The 18248-nt window shown below is 64.2% G+C and carries 15 protein-coding genes and 2 pseudogenes; 14 read left to right on the forward strand and 3 right to left on the reverse strand.

The genetic code is table 11. The features are described 5' to 3' along the window. The first annotated feature begins 109 nt into the window (after nt 1–109). The 3 genes from infB to CGK93_RS08060 all read left to right on the forward strand — a co-directional run bounded on the left by infB (nt 110) and on the right by CGK93_RS08060 (nt 4140). Nucleotides 110–2992: a translation initiation factor IF-2 gene (infB, locus tag CGK93_RS08050; RefSeq protein WP_089594376.1), complete on the forward strand. Its 2883-nt coding sequence runs from the start codon at nt 110–112 to the stop codon at nt 2990–2992. Nucleotides 2993–3069: 77 nt separating this feature from the next. Next, nucleotides 3070–3573: a 30S ribosome-binding factor RbfA gene (gene rbfA, locus CGK93_RS08055; protein ID WP_089594377.1), complete on the forward strand. Its 504-nt coding sequence runs from the start codon at nt 3070–3072 to the stop codon at nt 3571–3573. 84 nt (nt 3574–3657) lie between these two features. Beyond that, nucleotides 3658–4140, forward strand: a complete 483-nt coding sequence (locus CGK93_RS08060) for a nucleoside deaminase (protein ID WP_089594378.1) — start codon at nt 3658–3660, stop codon at nt 4138–4140. Nucleotides 4141–4186: 46 nt separating this feature from the next. Here CGK93_RS08060 and CGK93_RS08065 read toward each other — a convergent pair. Continuing rightward, a pseudogene (locus tag CGK93_RS08065) lies at nt 4187–5340 on the reverse strand (pyridoxal phosphate-dependent aminotransferase). A gap of 34 nt (nt 5341–5374) precedes the next feature. On the opposite strand from CGK93_RS08065, the gene truB reads away from it, so the two are divergent. The 8 genes from truB (at nt 5375) to CGK93_RS08105 (ending at nt 13074) form a co-directional block, all read left to right on the forward strand. Continuing rightward, on the forward strand, nt 5375–6304 hold the full coding sequence (gene truB, locus CGK93_RS08070; protein WP_198318391.1) for a tRNA pseudouridine(55) synthase TruB: 930 nt from the start codon (nt 5375–5377) through the stop codon (nt 6302–6304). Between the two features lie 2 nt (nt 6305–6306). Next, a complete protein-coding gene (locus tag CGK93_RS08075) occupies nt 6307–6660 on the forward strand; it encodes a hypothetical protein (protein ID WP_089594379.1) in 354 nt (117 codons plus the stop codon). A 2-nt stretch (nt 6661–6662) separates the two neighbouring features. Next, on the forward strand, nt 6663–7109 hold the full coding sequence (locus CGK93_RS08080) for a hypothetical protein (protein ID WP_089594380.1): 447 nt from the start codon (nt 6663–6665) through the stop codon (nt 7107–7109). Nucleotides 7110–7197: 88 nt separating this feature from the next. Further along, nucleotides 7198–8181, forward strand: a complete 984-nt coding sequence (locus CGK93_RS08085; RefSeq protein ID WP_089594381.1) for a bifunctional riboflavin kinase/FAD synthetase — start codon at nt 7198–7200, stop codon at nt 8179–8181. A 159-nt stretch (nt 8182–8340) separates the two neighbouring features. Further along, on the forward strand, nt 8341–8610 hold the full coding sequence (gene rpsO / locus CGK93_RS08090; protein WP_089594382.1) for a 30S ribosomal protein S15: 270 nt from the start codon (nt 8341–8343) through the stop codon (nt 8608–8610). A 238-nt stretch (nt 8611–8848) separates the two neighbouring features. Then, nucleotides 8849–11101 carry a polyribonucleotide nucleotidyltransferase gene (locus CGK93_RS08095; RefSeq protein ID WP_089594383.1) on the forward strand — a complete coding sequence of 751 codons (2253 nt, stop codon included), beginning with the start codon at nt 8849–8851 and terminating at the stop codon, nt 11099–11101. Between the two features lie 89 nt (nt 11102–11190). Further along, complete coding sequence (locus tag CGK93_RS08100; RefSeq protein WP_089594384.1) at nt 11191–12534, forward strand: M16 family metallopeptidase; 1344 nt, start codon at nt 11191–11193, stop codon at nt 12532–12534. A gap of 78 nt (nt 12535–12612) precedes the next feature. Then, nucleotides 12613–13074: a DUF1579 family protein gene (locus tag CGK93_RS08105; protein ID WP_089594385.1), complete on the forward strand. Its 462-nt coding sequence runs from the start codon at nt 12613–12615 to the stop codon at nt 13072–13074. A gap of 3 nt (nt 13075–13077) precedes the next feature. Here the strand turns inward: CGK93_RS08105 and CGK93_RS08110 are convergent, their stop codons facing one another. Continuing rightward, nucleotides 13078–13344 (reverse strand): MoaD/ThiS family protein, encoded by a 267-nt coding sequence (locus tag CGK93_RS08110; RefSeq protein WP_089594386.1) that lies wholly within the window; start codon nt 13342–13344, stop codon nt 13078–13080. A 4-nt stretch (nt 13345–13348) separates the two neighbouring features. Next, entirely contained in the window at nt 13349–14488 is a 1140-nt protein-coding gene (gene moaA / locus CGK93_RS08115) for a GTP 3',8-cyclase MoaA (protein WP_089594387.1), read from the reverse strand. Nucleotides 14489–14622: 134 nt separating this feature from the next. Here moaA and CGK93_RS08120 point away from each other — a divergent pair, with 134 nt between their 5' ends. The 3 genes and pseudogenes from CGK93_RS08120 (at nt 14623) to CGK93_RS08130 (ending at nt 18218) form a co-directional block, all read left to right on the forward strand. After that, on the forward strand, nt 14623–15390 hold the full coding sequence (locus tag CGK93_RS08120) for a response regulator transcription factor (protein ID WP_089597289.1): 768 nt from the start codon (nt 14623–14625) through the stop codon (nt 15388–15390). Next, nucleotides 15377–16609, forward strand: a complete 1233-nt coding sequence (locus CGK93_RS08125; protein WP_089597291.1) for a sensor histidine kinase — start codon at nt 15377–15379, stop codon at nt 16607–16609. The genes CGK93_RS08120 and CGK93_RS08125 overlap by 14 nt, the downstream gene beginning before the upstream one ends. A 2-nt stretch (nt 16610–16611) precedes the next feature. Further along, nucleotides 16612–18218 (forward strand): annotated as a pseudogene (locus CGK93_RS08130) (molybdopterin-dependent oxidoreductase). Nucleotides 18219–18248 lie beyond the last annotated feature (30 nt).

Here is an 18248-nt window from a genome sequence, read left to right on the forward strand (position 1 = left end):
AACTTTGTTGCGCTCTGCAATGGGCCTTTCATTCGCGCAAGCGGCGAAGGCCCGCAGTAAGAAGTAGACGGTTCGTGCCTGGCTCGGTGCGGACCGAGACAGGAGAAATGTGGCCAAGGTCCGCGTACATGAGCTCGCCAAAGAGCTCGGTATTACTTCCAAAGATGCAGTAACCAAACTGCAGGAATTGGGCGAATTCGTTCGCTCCGCCTCGTCAACCATCGAGGCCCCCGTCGTGAAGAAACTTCGCGACGCCTACCCGGGTGCCGGCGCTGCCAAGGCCGCCGCTCCCGCTGCCGCTCCCGCGGCAACCCGTCCCGCAGCATCCCGTCCGGCAGCTCCGGCTCCGGGCCCCGCAGCACCGAAGGCTCCGGCCCCGGCACCTGCAGCCCCCGCTCCGGCAGCTTCGGCTCCGGCAGCACCTGCGGCCCCTGCTCCGGCAGCTTCGGCTCCGGCGGCACCTGCTGCTCCCGCCGCGTCCACCCCGGTTTCGGCCAAGCCCGGCGCCCGTCCTGCTCCCAAGGCAGAGACGCCGGCTCCGGCACGTCAAGGTGGCCAGGCCCCCCGTCCCGGCGGTCCCCGTCCGGGCAACAACCCGTTTGCTACCTCCCAGGGCATGCCCCGGGGCCGTGGTGGCGACGGAGATCGTCCGCCGCGTCCGGGTAACAACCCGTTTGCACCGTCCCAGGGCATGCCCCGAGGCGAACGCCGCAATGACGGCGAACGCCCCGGTGGTCCCCGTCCCGCTGCCGGCGCAGGCGGTCCCCGTCCTGCCGCAGGCACCGGTGGTCCCCGTCCGGGCGCTCCGCGTCCGGGTGCACCCCGTCCGGGCGCCCCGCGTCCCGCTGGCGGTCCCGGTGCCGGAAACCGTCCTACTCCGGGCATGATGCCCAACCGCACTGAGCGTCCGGCTCCCGGTGGCGCAGGCCGTCCGGGTGGCGCAGGCCGTCCCGGTGGCGGCCCCGGTCGTCCCGGTGGCGCACCTGGTGCAGGTACCGGTGGCGGCGCTCCCGCCGGCGGTGGCTTCGGTAAGGGTGGTCGCGGTCGCGGTGGCACCCAGGGTGCTTTCGGCAAGGGCGGCGCCGGTCGTGGCAAGCAGCGTAAGTCGAAGCGTGCAAAGCGCCAGGAACTGGAGCAGATGAGTGCTCCGTCGCTGGGCGGCGTTTCGGTACCCCGCGGTGATGGCGAGACCATCATCCGCCTGCGTCGCGGCTCGTCCATCACGGACTTTGCCGAGAAGATTGACGCGAACCCCGCATCATTGGTGACCGTGCTGTTCCACCTCGGTGAAATGGCAACGGCTACGCAGTCCCTCGACGAAGACACCTTTGGCCTGCTTGGCGCCGAACTCGGCTACAAGCTCCAGGTTGTTTCCCCTGAGGATGAAGAGCGCGAGCTGTTGGATCAGTTCGACATCAACATCCAGGATGAACTCGACGCCGAAGGCGACGACGTTCTCGAGGCCCGCGCACCGGTTGTCACCGTCATGGGTCACGTTGACCACGGTAAGACCCGCCTGTTGGATGCCATCCGCAACTCGAACGTTGTGGCCGGCGAGCACGGTGGCATCACCCAGCACATCGGTGCCTACCAGATCAGCCACGTCCACGAGGGCACTGCCCGCGACATCACCTTCATTGACACCCCCGGTCACGAGGCCTTCACGGCCATGCGTGCACGTGGTGCCAAGGTCACCGATATCGCGATCCTGGTTGTCGCAGCCGACGACGGCGTTATGCCGCAGACGGTGGAAGCGCTCAACCACGCCCAGGCAGCCAATGTGCCGATCGTCGTCGCGGTGAACAAGATCGACAAGGAAGGCGCCAACCCTGACAAGGTCAAGGGCCAGCTGACCGAGTACGGCTTGGTTCCGGAAGAATACGGTGGCGACACCATGTTCGTTGAGGTCTCTGCACGCCAGAACCTCAACATCGACGAACTGATCGACGCCGTCCTGCTGACGGCCGATGCCGCACTGGATCTGCGCGCCAACCCGGACAAGGACGCTCGAGGCATTGCCATCGAAGCGAACCTGGACAAGGGCCGCGGTGCTGTTGCTACCGTCCTGGTCCAGTCCGGTACCTTGGCCGTGGGCGACACGATCGTGGCCGGTACGGCCCACGGCCGCGTCCGCGCCATGTTCGACGAGAACGGCGAGGCACTCGATGTCGCACTGCCGTCCCGTCCGGTCCAGGTCCTCGGCCTGTCCAACGTGCCGCGTGCAGGTGACACCTTCCTGGTGACCCCTGACGAGCGTACGGCCCGCCAGATCGCTGAGAAGCGTGAAGCTGCCGACCGCAACGCCGCACTGGCCAAGCGTCGCAAGCGCATCAGCCTGGAAGACTTCGACCAGGCCGTTGCAGAAGGCAAGATCGACACCCTCAACCTCATCCTCAAGGGTGACGTGTCCGGTGCTGTGGAAGCCCTCGAAGACGCCTTGCTCAAGATCGACGTCGGAGATGACGACGTTCAGCTCCGTGTCATCCACCGCGGTGTGGGTGCCATCACGCAGAACGACGTCAACCTCGCCACGGTGGACAACGCCATCATCATCGGCTTCAACGTCAAGCCGGCCGAGCGCGTTGCTGAACTTGCTGACCGTGAAGGCGTGGACATGCGCTTCTACTCGGTCATTTACGCAGCAATCGATGACATTGAGATGGCCCTCAAGGGCATGCTCAAGCCGGAGTACGAAGAAGTCCAGCTCGGTACTGCCGAGGTCCGCGAAGTCTTCCGCTCCTCCAAGTTCGGCAACATCGCAGGCTCGATCGTCCGCACGGGCATCATCCGCCGTAACACCAAGGCACGTGTCAGCCGCGACGGCAAGGTCATCGGTGACAACCTCACCGTTGAGACGCTCAAGCGCTTCAAGGATGACGCCACCGAAGTCCGCACCGACTTCGAGTGTGGTATCGGTCTTGGCTCCTTCAACGACATCACTGAAGGCGACATCATCGAGACCTTCGAAATGCGCGAAAAGCCGCGCGTCTAGGTTCCGTTTGGAACGGGTCCGTCGGGTAGCCCCGGCGGACCTGTTCCGTCCCCGTTTCTACTTTCCAGGAGGAAGTCATGGCTGATCCCGCACGCGCTGCCAAGCTGGCACAGCGGATTAAGGTCGTCGTCGCTGAGGCCCTCGGCCGTCGGGTCAAAGATCCGCGCGTCGAGTCCATCACGGTCACCGACGCCCGCGTCACCAACGACCTTCAGCACGCCACTATCTACTACACCGTCTTCGGTGACGAGGTAGCCCACGCTGATGCTGCCCGCGCCTTGGAGAAGGCCAAGGGTGTGCTTCGGCAGGAAGTTGGCCGTAACATCACCGTCCGGCTTACCCCGACGCTCGAGTTTGTTGCGGACCAGATTCCGGTCAACGCCTCGAACCTTGAGGAGTTGCTGCGCGAAGCCAAGCGTCGCGATGCCGAGGTAGCCGCTTTGGCTGCCAGTGCCAAGCACGCCGGCGAGGCCGACCCCTACAAGGGCGATGCCCCTGAAGACATCGATGAGGACGACTTCGACGAAGAGGACACTGACCTCTCCGGAGATAAAGAACTCGACGAAGACGCCAACCGCTAAAACCTCAGCGTTTTTGTACAGCTAATGCCCCTAAGACTGCGTTTTAGGGGCATTAGCTGTACTCAAACTCGTTAGGATCAGTGCATGTCGGCGCACACTGCTCAGCAACGTGATGATTATCTGAACCGTGCCATCCACCTGGCGGTGCAGAACGTTTCCGACGGCGGCGGTCCCTTCGGCGCCGTCGTGGTCACCCCGGACGGGACTGTCCATGAGGGTGTCAACCGGGTCACCCGCGACCATGACCCCACAGCCCATGCAGAAGTCGTGGCCATCCGCCGGGCCGCTTCCGCGACGCAACGGTTCGACCTCACGGGATCTGTTCTCTACGCCAGTTGTGAGCCATGCCCCTTGTGTTTGTCGGCCGCGCTCTGGGCCAGGATCGGCCATGTCTACTTCGCGGCGGACAGGCATGGTGCTGCCCGGGCGGGCTTTGATGACGCCGTGTTCTACGAATATTTCGCCGGTGCCAGGCCTGGGCTGCTGCCGGTAGAGCACGCTGGGTTGCCTGCGTCCGATGACCCCTTCGAGGCCTGGCTGAACCACTCCCGACGGACTGCCTACTGAGGGCGGACGGCCTGCGGAGGCGCCCACTTCCTGAAGTCCCCGGCAACTAGACCCTGGCTGGGAGCCGGCTGACGCCGTCGAGCAGGTCCTGCTGCCCACCGCAAAGGGCAATCCTGATCCATCCCTCACCGATGGATCCGAACGCCGTTCCCGGCGCGAAGGACACTCCGGCATCGGCAAGGAACTTTCGCACCCAGGTGCGGACATCTCCGTTGGTGACATGGGAGACGTCGGCCCACAGATAGAACGCACCCTGTGCTCCCAGGAACGGAATTCCCTTCCCGACAACACCGCCGAGGCCGCATCCCGGTTGCTCCGGTAGTGGTCGCGGGCGTGGGAAACATAGTCCTGGGGGCCCGTGAGGGCGGCCAGCGCGGCGTACTGGGAGGGCGACGCGACGCAGGACACTATCGACTCCATGACGTTGTTCATCTTCTGCTCCAGTCCTGGCGGGCAGACCAGGGCGCCGATGCGCAGGCCCGTGAGTCCGTAGGTCTTGGACAGCGTCAGGGAGGTGAACACGCGGGCTTCACCGGGAACGTCGCTGTCGAAGCGGGCGGGGCTGACATGGGGGACATCGAACGTGAAAGCCTCATAGCACTCGTCCGAAATGATCCAGAGGTCGTGCCGCACTGCCAGGTCCACGAGGTGGCGCGTGGCTTCTTCGCTGATGACCGCGCCCAAAGGATTGGAGGGGGAGTTCAACATGATGACGCGCGTCCGTGGCGTGATGAGTGCTTCGATGTCCTCGATATGGGGCTGGAAGTCGTTCTTGGGGTACAGCGGGTACTGGACGGGAACTGCGTGCAGGAGGCGGCTGGTCATGGCGAACGTGGGGTAGCCGGGATTGGGGATGAGGATCTCGTCGCCTGGAGCGAGCAGGAGGCTCATGGCGAAGTGCAGGCCTTGCTGCGCGCCGTCCACCACATAGACCCGCTCCGGACCGATGTGCACCTGCTGCTGTTCGCGGAAGCGCGCTGCGAAGGCCTCACGGAGCGCGGGAATCCCGGCGTTCGGTGTGTAATTGGTCTCATCCCGGTCCAGGCAGGCAATGCCGGCGTCCAGGACGTGCCGCGGCAGTGCAAAGCCCGGCTCGCCGATGCTGAGGACGATCGCTCCGGGGGTAGCCCAGGCGGCTTCGGTGATCTCGCGGATCTGGTTCACGGGGACGTCGCGGACGTGTGCGGCAAGCTCAGGCATGGGAGCCATCCTAGCCACCCATATACTGGTAAGCGTGCTTTCTGGACTGGTAATCGTTGACAAACCGCAGGGATGGACCAGCCATGATGTGGTTGGCCGGATGCGGCGGCTGGCTGGTACCCGGAAAGTGGGGCATGCGGGAACGCTGGATCCCATGGCTACCGGCGTGCTGGTGCTCGGCATCAACAAGGCTACGCGCCTGTTGACCTATATTGTGGGCACCTCCAAGACCTACACCGCCACCATCAGGTTGGGCGAAACCACCATCACCGATGACGCCGAGGGCGAGGTCACCGAAAGCCGCACCGCCGCGGAGGTTACCGATGACGCCATCGCCGCCGGGGTGGCCGCTCTAACGGGACCCATTCAGCAGGTTCCCAGCAGCGTCAGTGCCATCAAAGTCAACGGCGAACGTTCCTACGCCCGCGTCCGCTCCGGCGAGGAAGTCAAGCTCGCCGCCCGCCCGGTCACCATCCACCGCTTCGATGTCCACTCCATAACGAGGGTCGACGGCGGCAGGGTAGTTGACGTTGACGTCACCGTGGAATGTTCTTCCGGCACGTACATCAGGGCGTTGGCCCGCGACCTCGGCAATGGCCTGGACGTCGGTGGCCACCTTACTGCCCTGCGCAGGACCCAGGTTGGTCCGTACACCCTTGACCAGGCCCGCACCTTGGAAGAACTGGCGGAAGAACTCAACGTGCTGGAGATGTCCCTGGCGGCCAGGGCCCTCATGCCCAACCGGGAGCTCAGCGAGGAAGAAACCACGGAGATCTCCTTTGGCCGCCGTATTGCGGCCGGCCCCGGAGCAGGTACGCCCACGGCCGCTACCGCTGAGAACCCCGCCGCCGCGTTCGCGCCGTCGGGGGAGTTGGTAGCACTGCTGGCTGACGCCGGCAGCTTCGCGAAACCGGTGTTGGTCTTCGCTCCGGGAACAGGGCCCGGAACCGGGCAGGCGCACTAAGCATGGACGGATACTTCTATGCCATCCTGATCGTCGGTTTGGTGTCCACCATCATGTGCCTCGTGGCAGGCCTGATGAAGAAAGCGCCGAACGATCCCACCATCTTCTCCGTGCTCGCCGTTGAGCTGGTCCTCCTGGTGTATCTGGTGGGTTCGATAGTCCGGGTGGCCATGGGCGAGCAGATTGCCGGTGAGGCCTGGGAGTTCTGGGGCTACTTGGTGACGGCCCTGATGATCCCGTTGGGTGCTGTTTACTGGGCCATCCTTGAACGAACCCGTTGGAGCAACTTCGTCCTGGCCGCAGTGGGCGTCACCGTGCTCGTCATGGGTGCCCGCATGAACCAGATCTGGTACTGACCTTGAAGGAAGAACACGACGTGACTGGAACCGAGACCAACCCGGCAAACCCGCAGCAGAAGGACACCCGCAATACTGGTCCGGGCCGCCTGCTGATCGCGGTCTACGCTGTCTTCGCTTTGTCGGCAACGGCGCGCGCGGGCTACCAGATCGCCACCAAGTTTGCCGAGGCTCCCTTGGCGCACATCCTTTCGGCCTTCGCCGCCGTCGTGTACATCGTGGCCACCATCTCGTTGGCCAAACCCGGCCGCACCTGGTTCAAGGTTTCCCTCGCGGCTGTGCTGACGGAACTTGTGGGCGTGCTGGTGGTGGGAGCCATCAGCCTCTTCGATCCCGTCGCCTTCCCGCACGACACCGTCTGGTCGCTGTTCGGGCGCGGTTACGGATTCGTCCCCTTGGTCCTGCCGATCCTCGGGCTCCTGTGGCTCAACAAACGCAGGCCGTCCTGAGCCAGCTGCCCTGGCGGGTAACCTTAGAATGTTCCGGCGCCGGAAGGTTGCCGGGCGGAACGAATATCTGCAGTAAAAGGCGAGGTTGATGGTCCACATCTGGAACGATCCCACTGAAGTCCCCAAGGACTTCGGAGCTACTGTCGTCACCATCGGAAACTTTGACGGTGTCCATCGCGGACACCAGCATGTCCTGGCGCAACTGACTGATACCGCCAAGCGGCACAACATCCCGTCGGTAGCAGTGACCTTTGATCCCCATCCCGCCCAGGTCCACAGGCCGGATTCTGCCCCGGAACTGATCATGGGGCTCCAAGACAAGCTGGAAGCCCTGGCGGACACCGGCGTCGATGCCGTACTGGTCATGAAGTACACCTTGGACCTGGCGGCCATGACGCCGCTGGAGTTTGTGCGCGGGGTCCTCCTGGACGGGCTGCACGCCGCACACCTGGTGGTGGGGCATGACCTCCGTTTCGGCGCCGGCAATGCCGGCGATGTCGTCACCATGCAGGAGTTGGGCGACCAGCTCGGCTTCAGCGTTCAGGTGGTGAATGAGTACGGCGCGGGAGGCTTCCCGGTCCACGACGACGGCGATACCGACCGCCGCTGTTCCTCCACCTGGGTGCGGGAAGCTTTGTCCGAGGGAGACGTCGTCACTGCCGCCGCAGTGTTGGGCCGGCCCCACCGCATGCGCGGGGAAGTCGTCCATGGCGCTGCCCGTGGCCGTGACCTCGGATTCCCCACCGCCAATCTTTCCCACGATTCCACCGGCTATGTTCCTGCCGACGGAATTTATGCCGGCTGGTTGATCGACCAGTCCGGAACCCGGTGGCCGGCTGCGATTTCCGTGGGTTCCAACCCCACGTTCGATGGCGTCAGCCGTCAGGTGGAAGCCCATGTGATCGATCGTCCCGAGGAAAATGTGGAGGACTTCGACCTCTATGGCCAAACCGTAGCCGTTGAATTCACCCAGCGTCTCCGGGGCATGGTGGCGTACCGGGGACCCGAGGCATTGGTCGAGCAAATGTGCCTGGATGTAGCCCAGGCGCACGAGCTCCTGGGCCAGAGCTAGGCGCATTTCGACAACACTGCCGGCCTGCCGGTAAACTGATGAGTGGATCCGGCTGCAGTCCGTGGCGGCTGGACCTGTTTTTGTGTGCGGCGACGCACCAAAGGCAACCCGTCAGCGAGGCGCTGCACCGGGAGGCACGGCACAACTCTAGGAGTTCACGTGGCACTTGAAGCCGCTGTAAAGCAGTCCATCATCAAGGAATACGCAACCTCTGAAGGCGACACCGGTTCGCCCGAGGTACAGGTTGCAGTCCTGACCCAGCGGATCAAGGATCTGACTGAGCACATGAAGGAGCACAAGCACGACTTCCACACCCAGCGCGGTCTGCTGGCCATGGTTGGTCGTCGCAAGCGCATGCTTTCCTACCTGAAGAACACCGACATCGCCCGCTACCGTGCGCTCATCGAGCGCCTCGGCCTGCGTCGCTAGTCTGACTTTGTGGGCGGCCCGGTCCCTCGTGGAACGGGCCGTCTTCTTCACCAACAACTAAAAACAGGAATCAACCGCATCGCGCATTCGCGGTCCTCGGTAGTGATTCCCGGGAACAATCGGTGACGATTGCCCCGTGGATCTCGATCGATGACCGGGTGTCGTACAGGCCAGGAATAAAGAAGAGGCCTGGGTTGATGCGGCGGACTTCCGCTAACAGAAACGGAGGTGACTCTCTATGGAGGGTCCCGAAATCCAGTTCTCCGAAGCCATTATCGACAACGGTCGTTTCGGCAAGCGCGTCATTCGCTTCGAAACCGGCCGCCTCGCCAAGCAGGCAGCCGGCGCTTCGATGGTCTACATCGACGAAGACACCGCATTGCTTTCCGCAACCACCGCAGGCAAGCAGCCGCGCGAAGGTTTCGACTTCTTCCCGCTGACGGTTGACGTTGAAGAGCGCATGTACGCTGCCGGCCGTATCCCGGGCTCGTTCTTCCGCCGCGAAGGCCGCCCGTCCACCGAAGCCATCCTGGCTTGCCGCCTCATGGACCGTCCCCTGCGCCCCGCGTTCGTCAAGGGCCTGCGCAACGAGGTCCAGATCGTCGTCACCGTCCTGGCGATCAACCCCGATGAGCTCTACGACGTCGTCGCCATCAACGCGTCCTCGATGTCCACGCAGCTTTCCGGCCTCCCCTTCTCCGGCCCGATCGGTGGCGTCCGCGTCGCCCTCATCGCCGACGAACAGGGTTCGCAGTGGGTTGCTTTCCCCAAGCACTCCCAGCTTGAGAACGCCGTCTTCAACATGGTTGTGGCCGGCCGCATCACGGGTGACGACGTCGCCATCATGATGGTTGAAGCCGAAGCCACGGACAACTCCTGGAACCTCATCAAGGAACAGGGCGCCACGGCTCCCACCGAAGAGGTTGTCTCCGAGGGCCTCGAGGCTGCAAAGCCGTTCATCAAGGCACTGTGTGAAGCACAGGCGGACCTGGCTGCACGCGCTGCCAAGCCCACCGTCGAGTTCCCCGTTTTCCTGGACTACCAGGACGATGTTTACGCCGCTGTTGAAGCCGCTGCTGCCGACAAACTGGCTGCTGTCTTCCAGATCGCTGACAAGCAGGACCGCGACACCGCCTCTGACGAGCTCAAGGACGAAGTCCTGGGCGCGCTTGCCGGTAACTTCGAAGGCCGCGAGAAGGAACTCTCCGCAGCTTTCCGCTCGGTCACCAAGCAGGTTGTGCGCCAGCGCATCCTCAAGGACCAGATCCGCATCGACGGCCGTGGCCTAACGGACATCCGCCAGCTCACCGCCGAGGTAGAGGTTCTTCCCCGCGTCCACGGTTCGGCCATCTTCGAGCGCGGCGAGACCCAGATCATGGGTGTCACCACGCTGAACATGCTCAAGATGGAGCAGCAGATCGACTCGTTGTCGCCGGTAACGCGCAAGCGCTACATGCACAACTACAACTTCCCGCCGTACTCCACCGGTGAGACCGGCCGCGTCGGTTCGCCGAAGCGCCGCGAAATCGGCCACGGTGCACTTGCAGAGCGCGCCCTGGTTCCGGTTCTGCCGACGCGTGAAGAGTTCCCGTACGCCATCCGCCAGGTGTCCGAGGCCCTCAGCTCCAACGGCTCGACGTCCATGGGCTCGGTCTGTGCTTCGACCCTTTCCATGCTCAACGCCGGTGTGCCGTTGAAGGCAGCAGTTGCCGGTATCGCCATGGGCCTGGTTTCCGACCAGGTTGACGGCCAGACCCGCTACGCAGCGCTGACCGACATCCTCGGCGCCGAAGACGCTTTCGGCGACATGGACTTCAAGGTTGCCGGTACGTCCGAGTTCGTCACGGCCATCCAGCTGGACACCAAGCTCGACGGCATCCCCGCTTCGGTGCTGGCAGCAGCACTGAAGCAGGCCCGCGAAGCCCGCCTCCACATCCTCGAGGTCATCAACGCAGCGATCGACACCCCGGATGAGCTCTCCGAGTTCGCTCCGCGCGTCATCGCCGTCAAGATCCCCGTGGACAAGATCGGCGAGGTCATTGGCCCCAAGGGCAAGATGATCAACCAGATCCAGGAAGACACGGGCGCGGACATCTCCATCGAAGATGACGGCACGGTCTACATCGGCGCTACCAACGGTCCGTCTGCCGATGCAGCACGTTCCGCCATCAACGCCATCGCCAACCCGCAGGTCCCGGAAATCGGTGAGCGCTACCTGGGTACGGTCGTCAAGACCACCACCTTCGGCGCCTTCGTCTCCTTGACCCCGGGCAAGGACGGCCTGCTGCACATCTCCGAGCTCCGCAAGCTGGCCAACGGCAAGCGGGTGGACAACGTTGATGACGTAGTCTCCGTGGGCCAGAAGGTCCAGGTCGAGATCACCAAGATCGATGACCGCGGCAAGCTTTCCCTCTCCCCGGTTGTTGCCGAGGAAGACGGCGCAGTTGCCGAGGACGCTCCGGCTGAGGCCGCTGAAGAGTCCGCAGAGTAGTCTGTAAGCAGTACACCCGGCGGGGCCGGTGGGCTTGAAAAAGCTCCACCGGCCCTTCCGGCCTTAACCCGAAAACCTGAAAGGCCTTGATGACTGTCGTACCCTTGCCACTGGAGCAAACTCTTCCCGGCGGCGAATTGATCCATGGTGCCGAGGGCGGTTCCGTCGTACGGCGCTCGGTCCTTCCCGGCGGCGTGCGCGTCCTGACCGAGGCAATGCCCGGCCAGCGTTCGGCCACCATAGGGTTCTGGGTGGCAGTGGGTTCGCGCGATGAAGCGGACGGCCAGCACGGTTCCACGCACTTCCTTGAGCACTTGCTGTTCAAAGGCACCAAGCGCCGCACCGCCTTGGAGATCGCCTCGGCTTTTGACGAGGTGGGCGGCGAATCGAACGCCGCCACCGCGAAGGAAAGCACCTGCTACTTCGCCAGGGTCCTGGACACAGACCTGCCCATGGCCATCGATGTTATTGCCGACATGATCACCGGCGCCGTCCTGGATCCTGCTGAGTTGGAGCAGGAGCGCGACGTCATCCTTGAGGAAATCGCAATGGACAGCGATGACCCCACCGATGTTGCCCACGAGAAATTCGTGGAGGCCGTCCTCGGCCACCACCCCTTGGCCCGTCCCATTGGTGGAACCCCTGACGCCATCAAGGCTGTGGCAAGGGACGCGGTCTGGGCGCACTATCAGCGCTACTACCGCCCGGAGGAACTGGTCATTACCGCTGCCGGCGGCTTGGACCACGACGTCGTCTGCGACCTTGTCCTCGATGCCCTGACGGCCGCGGGCTGGAACCTCGACCCCCAGGCAGCCCCGGTCAACCGCCGTGGAACGGACCGCGCCGTCATCAGCGGAACGTCCGGCCTCCATGTGGTCAAGCGCCCAGTGGAGCAAGCCAACATCATCATGGGTTGCCCCACGATTGTGGCAACCGATGACCGACGATTCGTCATGAGCGTGCTCAACGCTGTCCTGGGTGGCGGCATGTCCTCCAGGCTGTTCCAGGAAATCCGCGAGAAGCGAGGCCTGGTGTACTCCACGTACTCCTTCACCGCGGCTTACGCTGACGCCGGCTATTTCGGAATGTACGCAGGATGTACGCCGTCCAAGGTCCGCCAGGTGCTGGACCTCCTGGGCGTCGAGCTGGAGAAGCTTGCCAAGGAGGGCATCACGGAGGAAGAACTCCGTAAGGCCGTAGGCCAGCTCAGCGGTGGAATCGTCCTGGCCCTGGAAGACACGGGATCACGGATGTCACGGCTGGGCCGGGCAGAGTTGGTTTCCGGAGAATTCCAGGACATTGACGAAACCCTTGCCCGGATCCAGGCCGTCACGGTGGAAGAAGTGCAGGACCTGGCCCGCGAACTTGCAGCAGCACCCCGAACCATCACTGTGGTGGGTCCTTTCGAGGAAACCGAGACTTTCGGCCTCTAAGCCTCTGGACTCGCGCACTGTCAACAGGGCAGCATGATCACACGGTGATGATGCTGCCCTGACGATTTTGGAGACGTGATGGATCTGCCCTCGAGCGGCCAGGCCGCGGAGCTGTTGCAGGACTTCATCGGTCACTGGCTGGGGATCACGGAGATTGCCGCGTCGCCGTGGGGGAGCGCCCGGACGGCTGAAGCGGAAGTGGTTTTCACCAAGGCTGCCGGCGGGTATGCCGTCGTCCAGAGCTACCGGCACCGCGAGGCAGACGGCACGCACTTTGAAGGGCATGGCATGTTCACTGTGGACCGGGATCACGGGGACACTCTTTGGTACTACGTAGACAGTCTGGGGAGGTCGCCGGCCAGCCCGGTCCGGGGAGCGTGGAATGCAGGCACTCTGACCTTGGACAGGAGGACTGCCGACGGCGTCGCCAGGCACACCTTCCGCGTGGAGGACGGGGTCCTGGTGCATACGGCCGATCTACGGCTGGAAGGGACACCGGACTTCAGCCCGTTGCTGAAGAGCGTCTTCCGTAAGGCCTGAGCCTCAGCCTCCGGCGAAGGGCGGCAGGACATCGATGACATCCTGGGCTCCAAGCGGCGCTGAACGGTCCCTCACAGCTACCTCGTTGCGGAGGAAACTGCTCCGTGCCACGATGCGGTCCAGCGTCGGAGTGCCTTCGGGAGGCAGTGGACGTTCGACGGCGAGGGCGGCTTCCAGCAACGCTTCCAGGCTGGTGCCTTCCGGGAGGACGTGACGTTCTTCTTCGACACCGGCCGCCGCGCGTGCGGCAGCGAAGTAACGGACAAGCAAGGTTTCAGCCTCCGATTGCGCTCATGCTGCGGTCCGGCTGGACGAAGTCCGCTGCGCCGAGACCTGTGTGGTCCATGCCGTGGGCTTTAGGCTTGACCCACATGGCGTCTTGCCATCGCGACGCCAGTTCATGATCCGTGGACCCGTCGCGAAGCAGGCCCAGGAGGTCGAATTCTTCGCGGGAGAAGAGACAGCTCATGATCTTGCCCTCGGCCGTGATGCGCGTTCGTCGGCAGTCGGCGCAGAACGGTTCGGTGACCGAGGCGATGATGCCGACTGTACCGAGGACCGGACCCGTAGCTTCACCGGAAGCCGTGTCCCGGCGTCGTACTTCAAAGCGTTCGGCCGGGGCGCCGTCCCGTTCGCGGGGGTCGTGCCCCAGCACAAAGTCGCGGGAGAGCAGATCCCGGATTTCGGCGGCCGTGATCATGTTGCGACGGGTCCACCCGTGATCGGCGTCCAGTGGCATTTGTTCGATGAAGCGAAGCTCGTAGCCGCGGCCCAATGCCCAGGCGAGCAAGTCCGGCGATTCGGTGTCGTTGATCCCGCGCATCAGCACGGCGTTCAGTTTAACCGGCCCCAGGCCCGCTGCCCAGGCGGCATCAACGCCGGCCAGGACACGATCCAGGAACGGCCGGCGCGTGAGTTTGGTAAAGGTTTCCTCGTGCAGTGAGTCGAGCGAGACGTTGATGCGGGTGAGGCCTGCAGCCTTCAGCGCCGCCGCCTTCTTGTCCAGGCCGACACCGTTGGTGGTCATGGAGATCGGGAGGTCCGGGTGGTCGCTGCGGATGCCGGAAATGATGTCCACCAGGTCAGCGCGGACCAAGGGTTCGCCGCCGGTGAGGCGCAGTTCCCGTACGCCCAGGGCGTTGACCCCGATGCGGACGATCCGGACAATTTCGTCCCTGGTCATCACGGCTTGTTTCGAGAGCCATTCCAACCCCTCGGCCGGCATGCAGTAAGTGCAGCGCAGGTTGCATTTGTCCGTCAGGGACAGCCGCATATCCGTAGCGCGCCGGCCATAACGGTCCCACAGGCCCGCAGGCGTTCCTGCGGGGCGCGGCGGCGGTACCGCGACGCCACTTTCCTTGCTGCCTGCGGGGCCACCCGAAGGGGGCACCGGCATTCCCAGCTGAACACTCATAAATTCAGGCTACGCCACCGTGGCAGGATCAGTGACACCAATTACAGTCATACAGTTCTTACGGATTCCATACACTTGCACCGCGGATGCCTGAATCGGGTGCTGGGGACCGCAGGCAAACCTATGCTGAAAGCGTGACCACACCTACGGCATCATCAGCGGAACCAGGGAATCGCCGCATCCTCCTGGTGGAAGACGAACAGACCATCGCCGATGTGGTCCGCGACTACCTGCTGCAAGCGGGCTTCCAGGTGGACATGGCCGGTGATGGATTTACCGCCCTGCAGTTGGCAGCGGCCCGCCACCCCGACCTGGTGATCCTGGACCGCATGCTTCCCGGACTGGACGGCGTGGAGGTGTGCCGCCGGCTCCGCCGGACCATGAGCGTACCGGTGATCATGGTCACGGCTTTGGGAACCGAAGATGACCGGATCCTGGGCCTTGAGATGGGAGCTGACGATTACGTCACCAAGCCCTTCTCACCGCGGGAGCTGGTTCTCCGCGTCAAATCGGTGCTCCGTCGCAGCATCAAGGAGTTTACGCCGGAACCACCGGTGGAAGCCGCGGGCCTGGAACTCGATCCCGCGTCCCGGACAGTGACCCATCATGGAGTTCCGTTGGCCTTGACGGTGCGCGAATTCGATCTCCTGGCTTTCCTCATGCGCCGGCCCCACCAGGTGTTCAGCCGCGAGGAACTCATCAAGGCCGTGTGGGGCTGGGACTTCGGCGATCTCTCAACAGTTACAGTGCACGTGCGTCGCCTGCGGGAAAAGATTGAAGCCAATCCCACCAAGCCGGAGTTGATCAAGACGGTCTGGGGTGTGGGGTACCGCTTCGATTCCGCCACCGGCAGCGCGCCGGAGCACTCCGACGGCGGGGAGCGTGGCCATGGAGGGCAGTGAGCTGTGGACCATCCTGGCGTGGGTCCTGTTCTGGGCCGTCCTCATCGGCGCCACAACCTTGTTCAGCCTGCGGCTCCTGCGGCGGGCGTCGGTCCTGGCGCAGATCTGCTTGGTGGTGGTAGCTACGGTTGCGGTCCTGGTTGCCGGCATGGTCAGTGCGTTCAATGCCATGTTCATCTCCGCGAGGGACCTGGAAGTGATGTGGTACATCCTGGCCGTGGCATCAGCAGTGGCCGTTGCCTTGTCACTGATGCTGGGCGCGGGGGTTTCCCGTAACGCTGCCCGGTTGGTGGTTGCCGCGCGGCGCCTGGGCCGTGGGGAGACCTTGGACCACGCGGAGGGGCGGGCCAGAGCTCCCGCCATGACGTCCGAACTTGCCGAACTGGCCAAGGAACTTGAGGCCAGCAGCCGCAGCCTCGCCGAGTCACGGGAACGTGAAGCCGCCATTGAGACTGCCCGGCGGGAATTGGTGTCGTGGATATCGCATGATCTCCGGACCCCGTTGGCCAGCATGCGTGCCATGACCGAGGCCCTTGAAGACGGTATGGCGTCCGATGTGCCGGGCTATTACCGGAAGATCATCGGACAGACGGAGCAGATGACCGCCATGGTCAATGACCTCCTGGAGTTGTCCAAGATCCAGGCCGGCACTCTCCGTCTCCGTGCTGAACCCCTGGACCTTTACGACCTTGTCAGCGATGCGTTGTCCGACCTCGCACCTTTGGCCGCTCAACGCGGCATCACGCTCGACGGCGGCGGGGACCGTGAGTGCATGGCCGTCGCCGATGGACCCAGCCTCGCCCGGGCCGTGCGGAACATCCTGCTCAACGCCATTATCTACAGCCGGCCGGACACTGTGGTCCACGTCAGCGTCGGGCGGGACGGCATGGGGCAGAACGGCGGAAATGCAGTGGTCGCAGTGCAGGACCAGTGCGGGGGCATCCGCAGCGAGGACCTGCCTCATCTGTTCGAGACGGGCTGGCAGAAAGACCGCGCCCGGGGCACCACTGAAGGGCTGCAAGGCAGTTACAGTGGCGCGGGCATCGGACTGAGCATGGTGGCCGGCATCGTCAAGGCCCACGGGGGATCTGTCACCGTGGACAACGTCGACGGCGGATGCCGGTTTGCGCTGTCCCTTCCGGCGGAGGCTCCCCAGCCATCTTCTTTCCCGGCCACATCCGGGACTTCAGCCGACGAACGCGCAGGAGGCGCATCATGAGCATGCACAGCAGTGTGGACACGCCGGAAACCCGGGCCTCCACCCCATCACAAAGCCGGCTCCAGCGCAGCCCACGTCTGTGGGCTGCCGCGGCCGGTGTAGCGGCGGGCGGTGCGGGGATCGCGGCTGGTGAACTGACCGCCGGCTTGTTGAGCCCGCTGGTTTCCCCTGTCACGGCCCTGGGCGGAGCTGTGATTGATGCAGTGCCTCCCGGAGTGAAGGACCTGGCGGTGCAGTTGTTCGGCACAGCGGACAAGATCGTGTTGATTGCATCCATCGGTCTCGTCGCGGGGTTGTTGGCAGCGCTGGCCGGTGTTCTGGAGCGTCGCCGCACCGGCTGGGGCTGGTGCTGGCCGGGCTGGCAGGAGCGGCTGGCCTGACCGCCGTCGTGACGCGTGCCCAAGCAAGCCCGCAGGCGGCCCTGGCCCCGATCGTCGCTGCGGTCGTCACGATGCTGCTGTTGCGTACCCTCATTCGTCGGCTCATTACGTGGGCTCCCGAGGCCACGCGTCAGGAACTGCAGGGGCATGATCCCGCACCCCTGGCACGGCGAAGTTTCCTGAACGCTCTCGGCGGCACCTCCCTAGCCGCCGTCGTGGCCGGAACCGTCACCGCGGTCCTCACCCGGGCCACCGCCGTGGCGTCAGGTTTCCGCGGTTCCATGACGCTCCCGGAGCCCGTTACCCCACCGCAGGCAATACCCGCCGGGGCCTCGCTGGCCGTGGACGGCATCAGCCCCCTGGTGACCCCGAACTCCGATTTCTACAGAATCGACACGGCACTGACGGTACCGGCCATCGACCCGCCGGCGTGGAGGCTGAAGGTCACCGGATTGGTGGAGCGGGAGATCGAGATCGACTTCGCCACGCTCCTCGCCAAACCCATGATCGAACGGCATATCACCATCGCCTGCGTGTCCAACAACGTCGGCGGCGACCTCATCGGCAATGCGCTCTGGCTGGGCTGGCCCCTCCGCGAACTGCTTGCCATGGCCGGTCCCAAATCCGGTGCAGACATGGTGCTGTCCACCAGTAACGACGGTTGGACGGCAAGCACACCGTTGGAGGCCTTGACCGACGATCGCGACGCCATCCTGGCCGTCGGCATGAACGGCGAACCGCTCCCGCTGGAGCACGGCTTCCCGGTCCGCATGATCGTTCCCGGGCTCTACGGATTCGTCTCGGCCACCAAATGGTTGACCGAACTGAAAGTCACACGCTTCGCAGACGACACCGCCTATTGGACTCCCCGCGGCTGGAGCGACCACGGACCCATCAAGACGCAGTCACGCATCGACGTACCCCGCAGCGGCAGGACGGTCCAGGCGGGCACAGTGCAATTCGGTGGGGTGGCATGGGCCCAGCACCGGGGCATCAGCAAGGTGGAGATTCGTGTCAACCGCGGGTCCTGGCAGCCGGCTACCCTGGCGGGCGGAATCTCCACCGACACCTGGTATCAGTGGCAGCTGGGCGTGGACCTCACCCCCGGCGACTACGAGGTCCAGGTGCGGGCCACAGACTCCACCGGCCAGCCGCAGACCGAGGACAAAGCCCCCGTGGCTCCGGACGGCGCCACGGGCTATCACACCATCAGCGTCAAGGTGGGCTAAGGCCCTAGTCTGGGTACGTCCGGAGAAATT

It is taken from the genome of Arthrobacter sp. YN (assembly GCF_002224285.1).
In the GTDB taxonomy this organism is placed as follows: Bacteria; Actinomycetota; Actinomycetes; order Actinomycetales; family Micrococcaceae; genus Arthrobacter.